The sequence below is a fragment of the Marinobacterium sp. MBR-111 genome, assembly GCF_040547585.1.
GTDB lineage: Bacteria > Pseudomonadota > Gammaproteobacteria > Pseudomonadales > Balneatricaceae > Marinobacterium > Marinobacterium iners.
In genome coordinates this window covers 61,423-81,981 of the sequence record NZ_JBEPQA010000020.1, presented here as the reverse complement: position 1 = coordinate 81,981, position 20,559 = coordinate 61,423, and the positions used below count along the sequence as shown (strand labels likewise).

The following is a 20,559-nucleotide window of genomic DNA, read 5'->3' as shown; positions in this document are numbered from 1 at the left end:
AACGCGGTGGCCCAGCTCATCACGGCGATGTACATCACCACGTAACCGCTGGGCATCCCCAGAAACTCGGTCACGACTCCACGCCCAATCGAACGTTCACCCAGTTCGAAAATGCGCCAGGCCAGAAAATACAGTGAAGAGGACATCACCAACGCGGCAAACAGCGCCAGCACCTTTACAATCACCGATCCCAGAAAGCGATCCAGCAGATCGACCACAATGTGGCCCCCGCGCCAGGTCACTACCGGCATTGCAGCGAACACCATCACCGCCAGACCGATCTCGGTCAGCTCGGTACCGCCGTGCAGCGGGCTGTTGAACAGGTAACGGCCTATGACATCGACACAGGTCAATGCCATTAGAATGAACAGAACGAGGGAAGCCACTGCTTCGAGGAAAAAGGCCAACCACAAGGCTGGCCCCTTCTCGTCGTAGTGCTCCTTAATCCAGGCACTTACGGACATGGATCACTCCTGCTTCTGAGCTTCGTACTCGCGTGCGATACTGCGCAACTCTTCCAGAGCGGCACGGGCATCAACACCACGGTCGGAAACACTCTCGATCCAGGCGTCGTCCATACCCTTGATCAACTCATTGAACTCTTGTACCAATGCAGAGTCGGCTGTCAGATCATTGATCGTTACACCGGCTGCACGGGCCGCCTCAAAGCCCTCTTTATCTGCCTCATCCCAGGCACGACCGGCCAAAGCAGACAGTTTTTCACCGGATACGCTCATAATGGCTTCGGCATCTTTCGGGTCCAGCTCTTCCAGGAAGTAAGGGTCGATGAACATGGAGAAGCTGCCCAAATACATGCCACCCGGCAGCACGGTCAGGTTCGGTGCCACTTCAGTCAAACGCAGCGCTTTCTGCTCGGTTACCGGCATGAACACACCATCGATAACACCCTGCTGCATCATTTCATAGACCTTGGAGCCAGGGGCTGCAACAGGGGTGATGCCGATGCGCTCACCGATTTCGGTCTGCACACCGCCACCGATGCGGATTTTTTTGCCCTTCAGGTCAGCCAGGCTGTTGATCGGGTCGATGGAGTGAATCTGACCAGGACCATGCGTCAGCATGGCCAGCAGCGTCAGGCCTTCAAACTCGCCTGCATCGGCGAAATATTTTTCCTGCACACGCCACAGCGCAACAGATGCCGCCTCGGCGCTGACACCCAGCCCCGGCTGTTCAACGGCGATTGGCAGTTTGAAGCGACCCGGCACATAGCCGTGATAACTCCAGCCCGCATTGATGACGCCATCTTCAACCAGCTGGAAGTAGGTCTTGGGATGCCCGACATCCTGCTCGATCTTGACCTTGACACGCCCTTCGGTCGCCTCCTCAACCCACTCGGCCCAAGTCGGCCACACAATGGTGTTCATCGGGTTACCAGGCGGCTGCCAGGTACCGACTACCAGTGTCGTTTCTGCGGATGCGCTCGCTGATGCAGCCATCCCCAGTGTCAGGGCAGCAGCGCCCACCAGCGACTTGAAAAAGGTTTTCATGGTCTGTCTCCTGAATCTAAAGTCTGTTGCTCGGAAGTGGTTTAAAGGCCGTTTATCCAGCCAATATCGGGCCTGATACGGTGCTCCGCTCTGGCCACGCTTGTTATGTATTCGCCGGCTGCCGCTCAGGATTTGGCGGCAAACAGGGCGTGAATATTGTTCTTATTGAACTTGAGCACAGGGTCAAGCTCAGTCATTTCAAACGAAATCTGGCAGTAACTGTTGTCGGTGATCGGTTTCATCCAATCGCACAAAATACGAAAGACGTTTTCCGCAACCTCCTGCTTCAGCGCCATATCTCGGCCATGTCCGATCTTCAGGTTCAGGTTCAGGAACGCAAAGTCCTCACGACCGTCAGCCACCCGAAAATCGTTACAGCGAATGGCACGGCTGCGCACGCCACCCAGCGGAAAGTGTCCGGTGGACACCACATATTCATGCAGCGCCTTGAACAGTTCCTGGAATTCCAGTCGATCGTGCAGGTTGCCAGAATACTCAACGATAAAATGGGGCATGGCTCCACTCCTCCAGATGATGGATGCGCCTGCAGAACCGGACCACATGGAAGTCCCGGCACTACGGCCAAACAGGCGGAATCTAATTAACATATTAACTTTTGTCAATACGATGACAGCGACACCTGCACAGCTTTTGGGCGCGCCGTGCACAAGAATAGATCCGCCAAAAATCGGCCTGACATTGTCGCAGATAGCGTTATGCCTGTGTGGACAAGTTGCCATGAGGTTCACTCTGTGCACCGCACAATGGCACGAATCAGCGTGAGGTATTGACTTACTTAACATCTTAACTAAAATGAATTTCAGATAACCTGTGCAGGAGAACATGGCACAGAGCGCGAACAAACCGGACAACAAGAAAGGTGCATCCGAGCATGTTGAATAAAGAGCAGATCCAGGCCGCGGCCGATCGTCTGTATGAAGCCGAAGTCAACCGCAAGCAGATCCCGGCGCTCACACTGGACCACCCCGATATGAACATGGCTGACGCCTATGCCGTGCAGAAAGCCTGGGTTGATCGCAAGATCAGTGAAGGACGCAAGGTGATCGGTTACAAAATCGGCCTGACCTCTCGCGCCATGCAGATGTCCTCCAACATCGACGAGCCAGACTATGGCGTGTTGCTGGACGACATGTTGTTTGATGACGGCGCCACCATCAAGGCATCCGATTTCCTCGACCCGCGTATCGAAGTGGAACTCGCTTTTGTTCTGAACAAGCCGCTGTTTGGCGAGGACGTCACCATCTTTGATGTCATCAACGCCACTGACTACGTCATCCCGTCGCTGGAGCTGATTGCTGCTCGCTGCCTGCGTACCGATCCGGAAACCGGCTACACTCGAAAGGTCTATGACACCATTTCCGACAATGCCGCCAACGCCGGTATCGTCATGGGCGGTCGCCCGATCAAGCCGATGGACATCGACCTGCGCTGGGCCGGTTGCATGCTGTACCTGAATGGTCAGATCGAAGAAACCGGCCTTGCCGGCGGCGTACTGGGCAACCCGCTGAAAGGGATCACCTGGGTATGCAAGCGTTTTGCACCGCACGGTATTGGCCTGGAGCCTGGTCAGGTGATTCTGTCCGGTTCCTTTACCCGTCCGGTACCGGTCAAGGCCGGCGATACCGTTCACGCCGATTTCGGCTCTCTGGGCGGTGTGACACTGCACTTCGAATAAGCTTGTGCCGACAGGAGATCGCAGTATGGAACTGCCGAAAAACCGCTTCAAGCAGGGTCTGGCCACCGGCGAAACCCAGTACGGCCTGTGGCTGGGTCTGCCGGACAACAGCGCGGCTGAAATCGCCGCCGTTGCCGGTTTCGACTGGCTGCTGATCGATGGTGAGCATGCACCTTTCGATCTGCGCACCATCATGAGCCACCTACAGGCGATCGCACCTTATGACACCGCACCGATCGTGCGCTGCGTTGAAGGCGATACCGCTCTGATCAAGCAGCTGCTCGACATCGGCGTACAGACACTGCTGGTGCCGATGGTTGAAACCGCCGAGCAGGCGGCCCAGCTGGTACAAGCGGTACGATACCCGCCACAGGGCATTCGTGGCCTGGGCACTTCCCTGGCCCGCGCCGCACGCTGGAACCAGGTGCCGGGTTACCTGAAAAAGGCCAACGATGAAATCTGCCTGATCGTTCAGGTGGAGACCGCAAGCGCCATGCAGAACCTGGACGCCATTCTGGAAGTAGAAGGTGTCGATGGCGTATTCATCGGGCCGTCCGACCTGTCTGCCTCCATGGGCTACATCGGTGATGCCGGTAACCCGGTGGTGGTCGAGACCATCAACAAGGGCCTGAACAAGATTCGCGACACCGGCAAGTATGCCGGCCTGCTCTGCCTGGACCCGTCCCTGGCAGAGACCTATGTCCAGCAGGGTGCCAACTTCGTGGGTGTCGGTGTCGACACCATGATTCTGGCCAACGAAACCCGCAAGCTGGCACAGCGCTTCAAACAGGGCGCTCCGGTTGAAGACGAAAAACCTCAGGCCGGCTATTAATTGCCGGTCATAACACGAGAAGGTTAATCATGACTGCAAACACTCTGGTCAACAGCAAGCTGGTCTGTGTCGCCCTGAACGACAAGGCGCAGCTGGCTGCTCTGGACGCCACATTCAACGACGCCCCCTACAAAAAGCCGCCAACTCAACCGGTTCTGTATTACAAGCCGCGCAACACCTGGAGTGTTGACGGTGCTGAAGTCGAGTGGGCCAAGGACTTCGACGGCAACGACGTTGCCGAAATGGTTGTCGGCGCCAGCCTCGGCGTGGTGATCGGCAAGGAAACCTGCCGCGTCTCCGCTGAAGAAGCGCTGCAATACGTCGGCGGCTACACTGTCGTGGCCGACTACTCCCTGCCGGAACAGAGCTACTACCGCCCCGACATCAAGGGCAAGTGCCTGGACGCATCTGCACCTGTAGGTCCTGAAATCGTTGCCGTTGACAAGATCGCCAACCCGGACGCCCTGACTGTGACTGTCAGCGTTAACGGCGAGCAGAAAAGCAGCTTCGAGCTGGCCAACATGGAGCGCAGTGTTGCCGAGCTGATCAGCATCATTTCACGCATCATGACCCTGCAGGCAGGCGAAATCATCGCGGTCGGCTTCGCCGGTGATCGCGTTGCCGTTGCCAAGGGTGACAAGGTAGAAGCAAGCATCGAGGGTGTCGGCACCCTGAACAACACGCTGGGAGGTGCCTGAGCCATGAGACACGCACGTATCGTATTTGACGGCCGCGAGCTGGACATCGACATTGACGCCAATGATCGTATCACCACATCAGAAGGTGAAGTGCTGAACGTGGCGCTGGATTCTGACCAGATCACTTGGCTGCCGCCGGTAAAAGAACCGGGTACCATTTTCGCGCTGGGCATCAACTATGCCGATCACGCGACTGAACTGGCGTTCGAGCCGCCGAAAGAGCCGCTGATCTTCATCAAGCATGCCAACACGCTGACCGGCCACAAGCAGGCGAGCTACCGTCCCGACGGTATCGAATACCAGCACTACGAGTGTGAGCTGGTAGCGGTGATCGGCAAGAGCGGCAAGAATATCAAGCGTGAAGACGCACTGGACTACGTTGCCGGCTACACTGTCTGCAATGACTTCGCGATCCGCGACTATCTGGAAAACTACTACCGTCCGAACCTGCGCGTGAAGAGCCGTGACTCTCTGTTGCCGATGGGTCCCTGGATTGTCGATACCGCTGACATCCCTGATGCCAACGCGCTGAAACTGACCACCACGGTCAACGGCAAGTTGACTCAGGACGGCTCCACCAAGGACATGATCTTTGACGTGCCCTTCGTGATCGAATACCTGAGCAAGGTCATGACTCTGAACCCGGGCGACATGATCTGCACCGGCACACCACACGGTATCGTTGACTGCCAGCCGGGCGACACCATCGTCTGCAGCATCGAAAATGTCTGCTCCCTCGAGACCCGCATGGTCAGCGAGCAGGAATACTACGGCGACAAATACTAAGAGCTTCAGGAGACTAGAATGAGCGATACACTGGCAACCAATCTGGAACGCGCCCAGAAATACCTGGAGCGCTTCAAGAACAACACCACCGGCCACTACATCAACGGTGAATTCACCCTGGGTAACGGCGGCAAGGAATACGACAACTACACGCCGACCGACAACAGCTCTATCGGCAAGATCATGGCAGGCTCCGTTGCCGACATGGACGCGGCTTGTCAGGCGGCTGAAGACGCTTTCGAAGCCTGGTCCAACACCCCGGGCGCCGAACGCAAGCGGCTGCTGAACAAGTTTGCCGACCGTCTGGTTGAGCGTGCCGACGAAATCGCACTGGTTGAGTCCATGGACTGCGGTCAGGCGATCCGTTTCATGAAGCAGGCCGCCCTGCGTGGTGCCGCCAACTTCCGTTTCTTCGCCGACAAGGCGCCGGAAGCACAGAACGGACTGGCGCTGCATCAGGACGAGCACACCAACTACACCATCCGCAAGGCGATCGGTCCGGTCGGCATCATCACGCCGTGGAACACGCCGTTCATGCTGTCCACCTGGAAAATCGCACCAGCACTGGCTGCAGGCTGTACCGTGGTACACAAGCCGGCTGAACTGACCCCGCTGAGCGCCTACATCCTGGCTGAAATCGCCGATGAAGTCCTGCCCAAGGGCGTCTGGAACATGGTAAACGGCTTCGGTGAAGGCGTTGGCAAACGCATGACCGAACACCCGGCCATCAAAGCCGTTGCCCTGGTTGGCGAATCTGCAACCGGTTCACACATCATGCGCCAGGGTGCTGACACGCTGAAGCGCATGCACTTCGAACTGGGCGGCAAAAACCCGGTTATCGTATTTGACGATGCCGACTTCGAACGCGCCCTGGACGCTGTTGTGTTCATGATCTACAGCCTGAACGGTCAGCGTTGTACCTCTTCCAGCCGCCTGCTGATTCAGAGCGGCATCCGCGACAAGTTCATCGCGGCGTTGGAGCAGCGTGTACGCAACCTGCGCGTGGGTCACTCGCTTGATCCTGAAACCGAAGTGGGACCGCTGGTCGCCACCGAACACTTCAACAAAGTGCTGAGCTACTTCGATATCGCCAAGGAAGATGGTGCCAACATCGCTGTGGGCGGCAAACGCATCACCGATGCCAAGGCAGAACTGGACCCGGCCGGCAACTATGTTGAACCGACCCTGTTCACCGGAGCCGACAACAAAATGCGCATCGCGCAGGAAGAGATCTTTGGCCCGGTACTGACCGCCATCACCTTCGATACCGAAGAGGAAGCGATCGCCATTGCCAACGATACCCAGTACGGCTTGTCCGGCTATATCTGGACCGAGAACACCGGTCGCGCCATGCGCATGGCCAAGCACGTCGAAGCCGGCATGCTGTGGGTGAACTCCGAAAACAACCGTAACCTGCCGTCTCCGTTCGGTGGTATCAAGATGTCCGGTATCGGCCGTGACGGCGGTGACTGGAGCTTCGACTTCTACATGGAAACCAAGAACGTCTGCATCGCGCACGGTACTCACCGCGTACCGACGCTTGGCAAGCGCTAAGCCTTGTCGATACGGCTCTGCCGGTACCTTCGGGCCCCGGCAGAGCCGCCTCCCTCCGACATCATATCTGCTATAGTCGCCCTATGAGCGCCAGCGATCACAGCGAATGGATTCCCAACATCATCCTGGGACAGGATTACGACCGTCGATATATCGACGCGCCAATCCACTACGATGTACTGGAAAATCTGGCCGACTTCTTCGGCCGCGACATGCCGGTACACCGGCACGCCCAGTACCTGCAAATCCACTACATCGACCGTGGCGAGATCAGTTTTCATATCGATGACAAGATCTATCACGCCCGCGGCCCCAGCCTGATTTTGACGCCCCCTTCGGTCCCCCACTCCTTTCTGACCGAACCCGAAGCCTGCGGTCACGTACTGACCATCCATCAATCCATCGTGTGGCAATTGCTGAAGGATGGCCTGCAGCAGGAGATGGATACGGAGTTGAACCATGGCATCTGTATCGTGCGTGCCGATCTGGAGCCCGAACAGCGCACGCAGTGGCCGCTGATTACTCAGACCTTCCGCAACCTCAAGGTCGAATGGTTCAGAGAACGCCCGGCCAAGCGACTGGCCCTGCACGCACTGGTTCGCCTGCTGCTGATTCAGATCAGCCGACTATCGGCCAAGGAAGCCGAGAGCACCACCGTGAACAACGATGATCTGCAGATATTTCGGCGCTTCTCAGACCTGATCGAAGAGCATTATCGCGAGCATTGGCACCTGCCCGAATACACCGATCGACTGGGAATTTCTGAAAGCCGACTGCATCAGATCTGTCAACGTGTCTCCAACCGCTCCCCCAAAAAGCTGATCCACGACCGCATCATTCAGGAAACCAAACGGCTGCTTACCTTCAGCAATCTATCCAGCAGTGACATCTGCTATCAACTGGGATTTTCTGACCCTGCCTATTTTTCCCGCTTTTTCAAGCGCCATACCGGCGTCACCGCTCAGCGTTATCGGAGCGAACAGCAGTAACACCCGCTGGACTGTTAGTTAATACATTAATAAAATGCTGCCATGCAACAGAACCCAACAGCCGGTGAACGCTCCGGAATCGCCATAGACACCCTTTCAGGCCTGCTGATCTTTGCCACTTTGGTCATGGCATTGATCGACACGTTCGACCTGGCCGTGCTGGCCCTGCCGGCAACACTCACGGCCTGGGCCTTTGTGCTGCTCGAATACCTGCGCCTGAACCGCAAGCAACGCATTCAGATCAGCGTACTCTGTGCCATTGGAGCGGCCTTTACCGGCTGGGCGTGGAGCCAGGGCTCTGATGCACAATTGATTGACTTGCTGGGCGAGCACCTCAAACTTGCGATGCTGCTGGCGGCCGTGAACTTCATCCGCCTCAGTACACAACTGGCACCGGCCACCGACTCACCCGGTCCGCGAAGCTTTCTGCTCACGCTCGGCGGGATGCACCTGTTTTCGTCCGTGGCCAACTTTTCATCCATGCTGCTGGTGGGCGAGCAGATCAAGCGCAAAGGAACACTTAGCCCGTTATCACAGATCATTCTGGCACGCGGCTTCAGCCTTGCGATCATGTGGTCACCCTTTTTGAGCATACTTCCGCTGGTGCTTGAGCAGGTGCCCGGTGCCGAACTCTACAGTATCTATCCGTTCTCGGCCGCACTGGCAGTGATCGGCCTGTTGATCACTTTTCTGGACGTGCGCCATCGACATAACGACGAATATCACCACTATTCAGGCTTTCCCATGACACTGGGCACCCTGTTGCTCCCGCTGTGCCTGATCAGTACAATCCTGCTCGCTGCATGGATTTGGCCACAGTTGCCAACCGTGGGTGCTGTGTCATTGCTGGCGATACTGACACCACTGATGCTGCTGACGCTACGCCGCGGCCCGTTACAGGCGACATCCCGGGTGATTGAGCATATCACCCAACGCCTGGCGGACACTCGCGCCGAAATATCACTCTTTCTAAGTGCAGGCTTTCTTGCGGCCGGGGTCAAGGCATGCATTGCTGTCGGGCTGATCGATCTGCCATTCACCCACACCGATGCGACGGTGGCATCGATGGTGATGATCTCGATCGTGGTGCTTGCCTACCTGGGCATTCACCAGTTCGCGCTGGTGGCGATCTGCGCCGGTCTGCTGGCTGATGTCACCACGGCCCCGACACTGATGGCGATCGCCTATATAGTGGCCACATCGGTTTCCATGTCCGGCAGCACCTTCAGCGGGGTAAACTTTATTCTTCAGGCGCGCTTTGCCTGCCCGGCGCGCAGCTTGCTGAGAAACAACCTGAACTATTCAGTGATGATGCTGGTCGCGGCCAGCCTGCTGATGTACTTAATGCAGTATATGGGGGTCCGGTGACCATCCTGCAGCCGATACGAACAACAGGTAATGAGACACTGATGCGCAAATACGAAGACTCCATCCCCCTGAAACTGCTGAAGGCGCGTGAAGTGACCATGAGCTTCTTCCGCCCTGTGCTGCAGGAGATTCCGCTTACCGAACAGCAGTGGCGCGTGATTCGTGCCCTGGATGAACACGGTGAACTTGAGTCCAAACAACTGGCGGACCTGTGCTGCATACTCAGCCCCAGCCTTACCGGCATCATCAGCCGGCTGGAGCAGCAGGATTACATTCAGCGCCGCCGCTCGCCGGAAGATCAGCGCCGCGTGCTGATCAGCCTGACCGACAAGGCCAAGCAGATGTTCGACAGCATTAGTCCCTCACTGGAAGCCTGCTACCAGCAGATCACCGAGCAGTTCTCCAAAGAGAACATGGAGCAGCTGGACAAGCTGCTGAATCAGCTCTGCCAGATTAAACCCTGACACCCGTCAATAATCTTCAAGGTTGAACGCGCCGCCCCTTTTGGACGGCCGTTGACTTTAGATAATATGTTAACTAGCATTACTTAACATGTTAACGAAAGACAGCCCGGGTTTTCGCACCTGCAAAAACCTTGATCGCGGCGCAAAAAAACCTCGATCATGCCGGGCATGTCCCACAATAAAGAAGGTGTTAACCATGGGCGAAATCGTATTAGCTGCAAAAGTGACTCACGTACCGACCATGCTGCTGTCAGAGCAGCCGGGCAAACTTCAGGGCTGCCGCCAGCAGGCGATCGACGGTCACCGTGAGATCATGCGCCGTGCGCGTGAAATGGGTGCCGACACGGTTGTGGTGCTGGATACCCACTGGCTGATCAACGCCGGTTATCACATCAACAGCAACCCGGTATTCAAGGGCAAGTTCACCAGCCACGAGTTCCCGCACTTCATCCAGAATCTGGAGTATGAGTACAAGGGCAACCCGGCGCTGGGCAATGCGATTGCGGCCAAGGCCACCGAAAAAGGTGTTTTCACCCTCTCCCACCAGGTTGAAACGCTGGACCTTGAGTACGGCACACTGGTGCCCATGCACTTCATGGAGCCCGGTGATATGCCGATCGTATCTGTTGCGGCCTTCTGTACCGTTCACAACCTGCAGGACTCTCGCAAGCTGGGTGAGGCGATCGCCGAAGCGGTCAAGGAAAGCGACTGCAAGGTCCTGCTGCTGGCTTCCGGCTCCCTGTCACACAAGATCTGGGAAAACGAGCTCTACGAAGCGAACAATGGCACCTTCACCATTTCACGCGAATTCAACCGTCAGGTCGATCTGCGCGTGCTGGAGCTGTGGCAGAACGGAGAAATCGATACCTTCCTGAAGATGCTGCCCGAGTATGCCCAGCACTGCTCAGGTGAAGGCGGCATGCACGATACTGCCATGCTGTTCGGTGCCCTCGGCTGGGACAAGTACACCGGCAAGGGCGAGTTGATCGGCGAGTACTTCCCAAGCTCCGGTACCGGCCAGGCCAACGTTATTTTCCCGGTACAGTAAGTTACACATCCGCCGGGGTTTCACCTCCCCGGCGGTCGATTCAGCCAGTTCTCACTCATAACCCAACACTATAAGCAGGCGGAGACCCATCCATGCTGCAGACATCCTACCCCTACTACCTGGCCAACGAAGCCCTTGCTCCGAACCAGGACCTGGTAGTTTATGACAAATTCTCCGGCGAAGCGGCCACCCGTGTCGCCATGGCTGATGCGGCTGCCATCGACAAGGCGATCGCAGCGGCTGACGCAGCCACCGAGCCGATGCGCAAGCTGCCGGCCTACAAGCGTCAGGCCATCCTGAACCACTGCGTGAAGCGTTTTGAAGAGCGTGCCGAAGAGCTGGCCGTAGCCCTGTGCATCGAAGCCGGCAAGCCGATCAAGGATGCCCGCGGTGAAGTCACCCGCCTGATCGATACCTTCCGCATTGCCGCTGAAGAAGCCGTTCGCATCGGCGGTGAAGTGGTGCCGATGGATATCAGCCCCCGTGCCGAAGGTTACACCGGCATGTGGAAGCGCGTCCCTATCGGCGCCTGCTCTTTCATTTCACCGTTCAACTTCCCGCTGAACCTGGCGGCTCACAAGGTGGCGCCGGCCATAGCAGCCGGCTGCCCGTTCATTCTGAAACCTGCCAGCCTGACGCCGATCGGTGCGATCATCATCGGTGAAGTACTGGCCGAAACCGATCTGCCCAAGGGCGCATTCTCCATTCTGCCCTGCCACCGCGACGGTGCCGACCTGTTTACTACCGATGACCGTCTGAAACTGTTGAGCTTCACTGGCTCTCCGGACGTGGGCTGGCAGCTGAAGGCCAAGGCCGGCAAAAAGCCGGTAGTACTGGAACTGGGCGGCAATGCGGCCTGCATCGTTGATGAAGGCACTGATCTTGACGATGCCGTTGCCCGTATCGTCTTTGGCGCCTACTACCAGTCCGGCCAGAGCTGCATCAGCGTGCAGCGCATCATGGTGCACGAAGCACACTACGATGAAGTCCGTGAGAAGCTGTCCAAGGCGGTCAACGCACTGGTACACGGCGATCCGAAAGACGAGAACACCTTCATCGGCCCGATGATTTCCGAGAAGGAAGCGACCCGTCTGCACAACTGGGTGCTGGAAGCGAAAGACGCGGGTGCGACCGTTCTGGCTGGTGGCGAGCGCGAAGGCGCCATGCTGCAGGCAACCCTGTTGGAAAACGTGGACGCCGATCAGAACGTCAACACCCAGGAAGCCTTCGGCCCGGTAGCGATCCTGTCCAAATTCAACGACTTTGATGCTGCGCTGAAAGAGGTCAACAACTCTGACTTCGGTCTCCAGGCCGGCATTTTCACGCGCGACATCTACAAGATCCAGAAAGCCTGGGATGAGCTGGAAGTCGGCGGCGTGGTGATTGGCGATGTGCCGTCCTGGCGTGTGGATCACATGCCGTACGGCGGCGTGAAGGACAGCGGTCTGGGTCGTGAAGGCGTTCGATATGCGATCGAGGACATGACCGAGCTGCGCCTGCTGGTAATCCGCGATCCCAAGTAAGTGCTGTCCGGTGCTGTCCTTCAGGACTGCACCGGTTGCCTGACCGGCCGAGATATCGTGAAACCGAATCCACCTGTTGCCCTGCTGACACTGATCGCCATGGCCAGCCCACTGGCCCTGAATGCATTCGTGCCGGCAATGCCGGATGCAGCCGCTGCGCTGGATGCGGATATCGCCACCATTCAGCTGACTTTTACCTGCTACCTGTTGACACTGGCCATTGGCCAGTTGATCACCGGACCGCTGGCGGACTATTTCGGCCGTCGTCCGGTACTGCTGACAGGTCTGGGTCTACACACGCTGGGCAGCCTGTTGGCCGCTTCAGCAGATGGGGTCGAGATGCTGATTGCAGGGCGTGTCCTGCAAGCGCTGGGTGGCAGTACATGCATGGCGTTGGCACGCACCATTATTCTGGATGTGCATGGCCGTGAGGGGGCAGCCGGGCGCATGGGCTACGTGGTCATGGCCATTGCCATTGCGCAGGCCATTGCGCCCACCATCGGGGGCTTCCTGAACCTTTGGACGGGATGGAACTCAATATTCTATATGTCCGTGTTCATGGGCGCCTTGGTATGGCTGGTCGCCCTGCGCATGTTGCCGGAAACCAGTCGCGCCCGCAGTGACAGCCTGCACCTCGGGGGCATCCTGAAACGGTATAGTGAGGTACTGGGATCAGGCCAGTATCTGGGCTACGTGTTATCCACCACGGCCATCGCAGCGGCATTCTACCTCTTCGTTGGCAGCAGCCCCTATATTGTGACGGACCAGCTGGGCGGCAACTCGGCCGTGTTTGGCAGCTGGTTTTTAACGGTGTCGCTGGCCTTCATGGCGGGCAGCTTTCTGTCAACACGGCTGGCTCTGCTGTTTAGTGTTGACCAGATGGTCCTGTGCGGCAACTTGCTGTCGCTGTTGGGTGCGGCCCTGCTGCTGGGCCTTTCGCTGCTGAACTCGCTCAGCCTGGCAGGGCTTTTCCTGCCCATGGCCCTGGTTATTTTTGGCCGCGGCTTGAGCCAGCCGAATGCCCAGTCGGCCGCCATCAGCAGCAGTGACAGCTCGGCCGGAACCGCGTCAGGACTTATGGGATTCATCCAGCTGTTGACCGGTGCCGTGATCGCCCAGCTTGTCCCCATGCTGCTCGATTATGGCACTACACTGGTATTCAGCTGCATTCTGGCAGCACCCGTGATTGCCTTGCTGGCACATTACAGTGCCTGGCGCAGGCGACACGACAACGCTGCCCAATAATGCGCAGGGACGCCCACAAGACTATATCGGTCAATGACCCAAGACTATGCTGACCGGGCAACGGCCTGCCGCCCCGGTAACAACAAAAGAGGAAAATTCGATGGGTAAACTCGCATTAGCTGCAAAAATCACCCATGTACCGTCCATGTATCTGTCTGAACTGGACGGCCCGCAAAAGGGCTTCCGCCAGGCAGCCATCGACGGCCACCATGAAATCAGCCGTCGCTGCCGTGAGCTGGGCGTAGACACCATCATCGTGTTCGACACCCACTGGCTGGTCAACGCCAACTATCACATCAACTGCGCGGCGCATTGGGCCGGCAACTACACCAGCAACGAACTGCCGCATTTCATCTCCAACATGGAGTTTGAATACGATGGCAATCCGGAGCTGGGCCGCCTGCTGGCCGAGGAATGTAACGCTCAGGGTGTCGAAACCCTGGCCCATGATTCCACCAGCCTGGACCCGGAATACGGCACACTGGTACCCATGCGCTACATGAACCAGGATCGCCACTTCAAGGTGATCTCGGTGTCTGCCATGTGCACCGTGCACTACCTGAATGACAGTGCGCGTCTGGGCTGGGCCATGCGCAAGGCAATTGAAGAAAAGTACGACGGTACCGTGGCCATTCTGGCGTCCGGCTCACTGTCGCACCGTTTCGCCCAGAACGGTCAGGCACCGGATTTTGCCACCAAAACCTGGTCACCGTTCCTTGAACGACTGGATCACCAGGTGGTGGAGATGTGGCAAAACGGCGAGTGGGAAGATTTCTGCGAAATGCTGCCCGAGTATGCCGTTAAGGGTCACGGTGAAGGTTTCATGCATGACACCGCCATGCTGCTGGGTGCCCTGGGCTGGTCTGAATACGACCAGAAAGTAGAAGTGCTGACCCCCTACTTCGGCAGCTCTGGTACTGGCCAGATCAACGCTGTGTTCCCGGTGTCTCCCGTTACTGGTGAGAAGGTTCCTGCGCCGCAGGCGTCCGTCACCAAATCCTTTGCGCCGGGTTCAAGCCGAATCTGATACCCGATGACAACGACTCCAACGGCCTGCACCTGCAGGCCGTTTTCGTTTGGGCACTGAGCGCACAACTCTTTGTTAATATATTAAACAGATTATTCACAGTGGTAAGATCTTCTCATAACAACCCAACATCTGACCGGGAGACTCACGGATGTCATCGGTAGCCAACCCCCAACGCCTGATCGTACTGCTGGCCGCACTGGTTGCTTTCGGCCCATTGTCGATTGACATGTACCTGCCCAGCCTGCCTTTGATCGCACAGGATCTTCAGGCCCCTGAATCCAGTATCCAGCTGACCATCAGTGCCTTTCTGATCGGTTTGTTCATCGGCATGCTGTTTTACGGCCCGCTGTCGGACAAGTACGGCCGTCGTCGTCTGCTCCTTGGCGGCATCACACTGTATCTGGTCGCCAGCATCGGCTGTATGCTGGCGACCAGTGCCGAGTGGCTGATCGCTGCACGCTTCCTGCAGGCACTGGGCGCAGCTGCCGCCTCGGTGTTGGCCCGCGCCATTGTGCGTGACCTGTTCCCGCTGAACGAGGCCGCCCGGGTGCTTTCGCTGATGCACCTGGTCACCATGATCGCAACCCTGGTTGCACCACTGGTCGGTGGCTATCTGATCATGATCTCTGACTGGCGCTCGCTGTTTGTCGTGCTGTTCATCTTCGCAGCAATTGTACTGCTGGCCAGTGCCTGGAAAATTCCTGAAACCCATCATGGCGATTCACGCCGCGCCAGTGTACTGGCGGTGTTTCAGGCTTACCTCAGGATTGGTCTGCAGCCGGTGGCCATCGGCTACATTCTCTGCATGTCGCTGACCTTTGCCGGCATGTTCGCCTATATCACGGCATCGCCGTTTGTATACATCGAATACTTTGGTGTCAGCCCGCAGAACTATGCCTGGCTGTTCAGCCTGAACATCGGCGGCGTCATCGTATTGGTCAGCTTGAATGCCCGTTATGTGGGACGATTCGGAACCCAGAAACTTCTGCTCGCAGGCGCCTCTCTTGCAGCCTTTTCAGGGCTTCTGCTGACCTTCGCTGGTATTACCGAGATCGGCGGCCTGCCCCTGATTGTGCTGGCACTGCTGGGCTTTGTCAGCGTCACCGGTGTACTCGGCGCCAACTGCATGGCAAGCCTGCTGTCGCGCTATCCGGAACAGGCCGGTGCCGCAGCCGGACTGGCGGTTGCCTGCCAGTTCGGTCTTGGGGCTCTGGCAAGCTCCATCGCCAGTACTCTGCACGACGGTACAGCCTTGCCTATGGCGCTAATCATTGGTCTGACCGGCTGCGGCTCACTGGCGGCTCTTGCCCTGACCCGTCGTTCTGCAGCCTGAGCCTGGCTGAACTATACTTGGGCTATCGGTTACTTTTTGATCGATAGCCCGGGTTCAAGCAGACAACAGCAATCCAGCTTAAATATAGAAAAGTGCAATAATAAACCAGAATTTTACATTTCCTGCACAGGCCTGACTCCGCATAATCGTTGCAATCCTTCACGGATCATTATCAAGTTGTTGTTCGGGTAGCCACTCGAAAACCCAATTGCGATGTAACCGATTCCATTATTAGAAGAGAGACGATCCAGATGAACAAACAGAATCCGATGCTCGACAAACTCAAGGAGATCCTCCCTGCCATTCGCGCCAACGCTCCCAAAGCGATTGAGCTGCGTCAGGTACCCCAGGAAAACATTGAGATGCTGCACGGTATCGGTCTGAACCGTGCGTTCCTGCCCAAGGCCTACGGTGGCCTGGAAATGTCTCTGCCTGAATTCACTGATTGCATCGCAGCACTGGCCGGCGCCTGCTGCTCCACTGCATGGGCATACAGCCTGCTGTGCACCCATAACCATCAGATGGCGATGTTCTCCAAAAAAGCACAGGATGAGTTCTGGGCTGAGAACCCCGACACTGTAGCGTCCAGCTCCATCGCACCGTTCGGTAAGCATGAAGAAACCGAAGGTGGCATCATCTTTACCGGTGACATGAAGTGGAGTTCAGGTGTTGACCACGCAGACTGGATCATCGTCGGCTTCAACCGCTTCGACGAAGCCGGTGAAAAGGTGTACAGCTTTGCGGTCATCCCCAAGAGCGAGTTCACCATCATTGATGACTGGTATTCTGTTGGCATGCAGGGCAGCGGAACCAAAACCGCCAGCATCAAGGGTGTATTCGTTCCCGAACACCGCATCCAGGCCGCTCGTGACATGATGGAAGGCCGCCACGTTGGTCGTCCTCTGTATCCGGACAGCAAAATTTTCCATACCCCGTACCGCCCATACTTTGCCTGTGGTTTCGCGGCCATGAGCCTGGGTGTCGCCGAGCGCATGATCGATGTGTACAAGGAACTGACCCAGAACCGTGTCCGTGCCTACACCGGCGCTCAGGTGAAAGAGTCAATTCCGCCGATTCTGCGCATCGCCGAATCCTATCAGCAGGTATGTGCCGCACGCGCCTATCTGGAAAAGACCTGGAACGAGCACAAGGAATATGGCGAGCGTCACGAATACCCGGACCGTTACACGCTGGCGCACTGGCGTACCAACCAGGCTTATGCCATCAAGATGTGTGTTGAAGCCGTCAACCGTCTGTGGGCAGTGATGGGAGCGTCCAACTGGTATCAGGATCGCGAGAGCCAGCGTCTGTGGCACGAGTCCAACATGACCGCGGCTCATGCCTACACCGACTACGATGTCTGTGCCCAGATCATCGGTCGTGAACTGCTGGGTCTTGAGCCGGATCCTTCACTGCTCTGATCTCTGCATTATCCAGAGGCGCCCTCCTGTTCATGCGGGCGGGCGCCTTTTCCCTTTTGACGGGGACATCTCACCTACTATCAAGTGAGCTGTCTGTTGCTCGTCTACTATAAGAATGTTGTTAACCCGACCCCAGGTGCTGTTATGAGCAATCAAGTCACTGAATTCGATCCCAAAGCCTTTCGTCGTGCTCTGGGCAACTTCGCCACCGGTATTACCGTTGTTACCGCGCAGACCCCGGACGGCGTCAAAACGGGTGTAACCGCCAACAGCTTCAACTCCGTTTCTCTGGACCCGGCCCTGATTCTGTGGAGCATCGACAAGCGCTCCGGCAGTTGCGAGATTTTCGAGAAAGCGACGCACTTCGCTGTTAACATCCTCGCTGCAGATCAGATCGACCTGTCCAACCACTTTGCTCGTCCCGGCGAAGACAAATTTGCCGGCACTGATTTCAACGCCGGTCTCGGTGGTGCTCCCTTGCTGCCGGATACCGCTGCCTGTTTCCAGTGCGAAGCCTACGAAACCGTTGATGGTGGTGATCACTGGATCCTGATAGGCAAGGTTGTCGCCTTTGAGGACAACGGTCGGGCGCCGCTGGTTTACCATCAGGGCAGCTACTCTGTGGTCATGCCACACTCCCGCTTCCCTGCCAAGAAAGAGGATGAGCCGGCTGCCATCGAGCGTCTCAAGTCCCGTTTCAAGGACAATCTGTACTACTTGATGGTGCAGGCCATTCGTACCTATCAGGCCGACTATGCGCCACTGCAGTTGTCCACGGGTCTGCGCACCAGTGAAGCTCGCATGCTGATGGTACTTCAGGAAACGCCAAAGCTCTGCCGCAAGGAGCTGTTGCGTGAGGTCAACATGCCTGAAGTTGAGGTCGACAATGCGGCTGAAATCCTGCAGCGCAAGGGGCTGGTGAGCTTCTCGGACGAGTGCTACAACATCACGGCCAGCGGTGAAGAGCAGGCCGAAGCCCTCTGGACCCTGTCCAAGCAGGAGCAGGACAAAATGTTCGGTGAGTTCAGCGAAGACGAGATCGCAACCTTCAAGAAAATTCTGACCAGTCTCGCCTGCCGCTAAGCGCAACCCGCTATTTCCACCCCGGCCTGTTCCCCCGAGCACGCCGGGCGCCGGAGGGCCGGCCACTGACTGGTTAGACGGCAGTCCTTGGGCGAATCACTCTCCGGCTTTTGATCATGTTCTCCCGCCTGTGCCCGTTCTGGGTTAAGCTTCAGCAAAGCATAAGAACCACTCGCACTTGCCACAGGAAAGCTGAATGCCATCGCAGATGACACCTGACTGGACCCCATCGTCCCAGGTTTTACAGGTACTCGAACAGCTGGGGACTCACAGTTTTTACGATGTCTTTCTTGACTGGCTGGATGAAGAGTTCGGTACCGAACAGTGTATGGTGTTCTACTGTGAAGACGGTCATCAGGTCTCGACACTGCTGTTCAAGGACTATGCGCGCGAGGCGTCTGCCAGACAGCTGGCCGAAGCCTATGTGGGAGAACGTCACTATCTGCAGGACCCCAATTTCAGCATCCTGAAAACCATCGCGCCGGGCGAGGTACAGGTGGTTCGCTTTGACTCCGTCAGCAGCGATATGGGGTTACATTATCGCAAGGCCTTTTTTGAATCGCCGGGTTTTCTGGACAAGTTGGCGATCATCCGGGGAACTGAAGCCGGCAACTATTATGTCAACCTTTACCGCCGCAGTTCTTGTTTCGACAGCCGTTTTGATGACCATGACTTTACTCGTCGAGTAGGCGCACTGATCAGCGTACTGCTGTACAAGCACTTTGCCCTGAATGAACGTTTGCGGCTTGAAGGACCGCTGGCATTTCTGTCAGAACGTGAGCAGCAGGTGTGTCGTGCGGTCCTGCGCGGAAAGAAAAACGAAGCAATTGCCGCCGAGCTGGATATTGCCGCCAGCAGCGTAATCACCTATCGCAAACGTGCCTACGAAAAGCTGGGTATCACCAGCCGAGCCCAGCTGTTTGCACTTTGTACCTGAGCCACCCGGCATCAGTTCTTTTTTAGTAAACGTGCCGTTTTAGACTTTCTGCTAACATACACGCTTTGCCCACCGACTACGCAAGGGATGCATATTTTGTCCACCCATCAGAAAGCCGATCTGTTGCTGCTGCTCACCACCATTCTTGCTGCGGCTGGCTGGATTTTCTCGCGTGAGGCCGTACAGGGGCTTGCCCCGCTGCTGTTCATGGCATTGAGATTTATCAGCGCAGGTCTGATCCTGGCGGCTGTTGGCTGGTCGGCCATGCGCCTGTTTACCCGGCTGCAATGGAAAAGTGCCTGTCTGGTTGGAGTCTTTTTTGGTACGGCACTGAGCTTCTGGATAGTGGCTCTGGAAATGACCAATCATGTGGGGGTCGGTGCTTTTTTGACCGGGCTTGGTGTCGTACTGGTGCCCTTGATCAGCCTGCTGTTTGGTGATCGTTCCGGGCCCTATGTTTTCCTGTCACTGCCTTTGGTCATCGCGGGCCTTGCCTGCCTGTCTCTGGACAGTGAGTTTCACCTTGGTCTGGCAGAAGTGCTGTTTCTGCTGTCCGCCCTGTTTTTTTCGTTCACGTTTATTCTCAACAGCCGCGCCGCCACACGCATGCCGGTACTTCCGCTGACCGCAGTACAACTGCTGGTCACCGGCCTGATCAGCGCGATGGCATCACTGCTGCTGGAAGAATGGCACTTCGAACAGTCTGTCAGCATTTGGGGCTGGCTGATTGCCAGCACACTCATTGCGACCAGCCTGCGTTTTCTGGTGCAAACCCATGCTCAAAGCCTGGCACCTCCCAGTCATACGGCCATCATCATGACGCTGGAGCCTGTCTGGACAGCTCTGCTGGCCATGCTTTGGCTCGGCGAATCCATGACCGCCCTTCAGCTCAGTGGCTGCGCCCTCATCTTTACTGCGATGCTGGTCAATCGCTGGCCGGCCCTGCGCAGCTGGGTCCGTTCACTTCAGGCATAGTCGCTACAGGTCAACAAGCACGCTTTTTCCTGCCCTACAAAGCGGTTCAGGCTTCAGCCACCCGTACGG

At 57.0% G+C, this 20,559-nt stretch carries 20 protein-coding genes; 17 read left to right on the top strand and 3 right to left on the bottom strand.

The genetic code is table 11. The features are described 5' to 3' along the window. From ABIE61_RS13860 to ABIE61_RS13850, 3 genes are all read right to left on the bottom strand, one after another. Positions 1 to 464, bottom strand: a 464-nt coding sequence (locus ABIE61_RS13860; RefSeq protein WP_354410474.1) for a TRAP transporter small permease, incomplete at its 3' end; no start/stop codon positions are given. A gap of 3 nt (positions 465 to 467) precedes the next feature. After that, positions 468 to 1,508, bottom strand: coding sequence for a TRAP transporter substrate-binding protein (locus ABIE61_RS13855; RefSeq protein WP_091827984.1), 1,041 nt, complete (start codon positions 1,506 to 1,508; stop codon positions 468 to 470). A 125-nt stretch (positions 1,509 to 1,633) separates the two neighbouring features. Further along, the gene (locus tag ABIE61_RS13850; protein ID WP_091827985.1) at positions 1,634 to 2,023 is read right to left on the bottom strand and encodes a 5-carboxymethyl-2-hydroxymuconate Delta-isomerase; all 390 of its coding nucleotides are present in this window, start codon (positions 2,021 to 2,023) and stop codon (positions 1,634 to 1,636) included. Positions 2,024 to 2,400: 377 nt separating this feature from the next. Between ABIE61_RS13850 and hpaH the strand changes: the two genes are divergently transcribed. The 17 genes from hpaH to ABIE61_RS13765 all read left to right on the top strand — a co-directional run bounded on the left by hpaH (position 2,401) and on the right by ABIE61_RS13765 (position 20,490). Beyond that, on the top strand, positions 2,401 to 3,204 hold the full coding sequence (gene hpaH, locus ABIE61_RS13845) for a 2-oxo-hept-4-ene-1,7-dioate hydratase (RefSeq protein ID WP_354410471.1): 804 nt from the start codon (positions 2,401 to 2,403) through the stop codon (positions 3,202 to 3,204). 25 nt (positions 3,205 to 3,229) lie between these two features. Next, entirely contained in the window at positions 3,230 to 4,036 is an 807-nt protein-coding gene (gene hpaI, locus ABIE61_RS13840) for a 4-hydroxy-2-oxoheptanedioate aldolase (protein WP_354410468.1), read from the top strand. Positions 4,037 to 4,065: 29 nt separating this feature from the next. Further along, on the top strand, positions 4,066 to 4,734 hold the full coding sequence (locus tag ABIE61_RS13835) for a fumarylacetoacetate hydrolase family protein (protein ID WP_354410465.1): 669 nt from the start codon (positions 4,066 to 4,068) through the stop codon (positions 4,732 to 4,734). A 3-nt stretch (positions 4,735 to 4,737) separates the two neighbouring features. Next, positions 4,738 to 5,520 (top strand): fumarylacetoacetate hydrolase family protein, encoded by a 783-nt coding sequence (locus tag ABIE61_RS13830; RefSeq protein WP_206839931.1) that lies wholly within the window; start codon positions 4,738 to 4,740, stop codon positions 5,518 to 5,520. Between the two features lie 18 nt (positions 5,521 to 5,538). Further along, positions 5,539 to 7,074, top strand: a complete 1,536-nt coding sequence (gene hpaE / locus ABIE61_RS13825) for a 5-carboxymethyl-2-hydroxymuconate semialdehyde dehydrogenase (RefSeq protein ID WP_354410462.1) — start codon at positions 5,539 to 5,541, stop codon at positions 7,072 to 7,074. Between the two features lie 83 nt (positions 7,075 to 7,157). After that, positions 7,158 to 8,063, top strand: a complete 906-nt coding sequence (gene hpaA / locus ABIE61_RS13820; RefSeq protein ID WP_354410459.1) for a 4-hydroxyphenylacetate catabolism regulatory protein HpaA — start codon at positions 7,158 to 7,160, stop codon at positions 8,061 to 8,063. Positions 8,064 to 8,105: 42 nt separating this feature from the next. Next, positions 8,106 to 9,431 carry a hypothetical protein gene (locus ABIE61_RS13815; protein WP_354410457.1) on the top strand — a complete coding sequence of 442 codons (1,326 nt, stop codon included), beginning with the start codon at positions 8,106 to 8,108 and terminating at the stop codon, positions 9,429 to 9,431. Positions 9,432 to 9,472: 41 nt separating this feature from the next. Further along, on the top strand, positions 9,473 to 9,895 hold the full coding sequence (hpaR, locus tag ABIE61_RS13810) for a homoprotocatechuate degradation operon regulator HpaR (RefSeq protein WP_354410454.1): 423 nt from the start codon (positions 9,473 to 9,475) through the stop codon (positions 9,893 to 9,895). A gap of 196 nt (positions 9,896 to 10,091) precedes the next feature. Continuing rightward, a complete protein-coding gene (gene hpaD / locus ABIE61_RS13805) occupies positions 10,092 to 10,943 on the top strand; it encodes a 3,4-dihydroxyphenylacetate 2,3-dioxygenase (RefSeq protein WP_354410451.1) in 852 nt (283 codons plus the stop codon). 92 nt (positions 10,944 to 11,035) lie between these two features. Continuing rightward, entirely contained in the window at positions 11,036 to 12,466 is a 1,431-nt protein-coding gene (locus tag ABIE61_RS13800) for an aldehyde dehydrogenase family protein (protein WP_354410448.1), read from the top strand. Positions 12,467 to 12,523: 57 nt separating this feature from the next. After that, positions 12,524 to 13,711 carry a Bcr/CflA family efflux MFS transporter gene (locus ABIE61_RS13795; protein ID WP_354410447.1) on the top strand — a complete coding sequence of 396 codons (1,188 nt, stop codon included), beginning with the start codon at positions 12,524 to 12,526 and terminating at the stop codon, positions 13,709 to 13,711. A 100-nt stretch (positions 13,712 to 13,811) separates the two neighbouring features. After that, positions 13,812 to 14,738 carry a 3,4-dihydroxyphenylacetate 2,3-dioxygenase gene (gene hpaD / locus ABIE61_RS13790; RefSeq protein WP_354410445.1) on the top strand — a complete coding sequence of 309 codons (927 nt, stop codon included), beginning with the start codon at positions 13,812 to 13,814 and terminating at the stop codon, positions 14,736 to 14,738. Positions 14,739 to 14,889: 151 nt separating this feature from the next. Continuing rightward, the gene (locus ABIE61_RS13785) at positions 14,890 to 16,074 is read left to right on the top strand and encodes a Bcr/CflA family multidrug efflux MFS transporter (protein WP_354410443.1); all 1,185 of its coding nucleotides are present in this window, start codon (positions 14,890 to 14,892) and stop codon (positions 16,072 to 16,074) included. Between the two features lie 251 nt (positions 16,075 to 16,325). Then, a complete protein-coding gene (locus tag ABIE61_RS13780; RefSeq protein ID WP_091828001.1) occupies positions 16,326 to 17,495 on the top strand; it encodes a p-hydroxyphenylacetate 3-hydroxylase oxygenase component in 1,170 nt (389 codons plus the stop codon). A 144-nt stretch (positions 17,496 to 17,639) separates the two neighbouring features. After that, on the top strand, positions 17,640 to 18,578 hold the full coding sequence (locus tag ABIE61_RS13775) for a p-hydroxyphenylacetate 3-hydroxylase reductase component (protein ID WP_354410439.1): 939 nt from the start codon (positions 17,640 to 17,642) through the stop codon (positions 18,576 to 18,578). A 196-nt stretch (positions 18,579 to 18,774) separates the two neighbouring features. Beyond that, positions 18,775 to 19,515 carry a helix-turn-helix transcriptional regulator gene (locus ABIE61_RS13770; protein ID WP_354410437.1) on the top strand — a complete coding sequence of 247 codons (741 nt, stop codon included), beginning with the start codon at positions 18,775 to 18,777 and terminating at the stop codon, positions 19,513 to 19,515. Between the two features lie 96 nt (positions 19,516 to 19,611). Continuing rightward, positions 19,612 to 20,490, top strand: coding sequence for a DMT family transporter (locus tag ABIE61_RS13765; protein ID WP_354410434.1), 879 nt, complete (start codon positions 19,612 to 19,614; stop codon positions 20,488 to 20,490). The last annotated feature ends 69 nt before the right edge of the window (positions 20,491 to 20,559 follow it).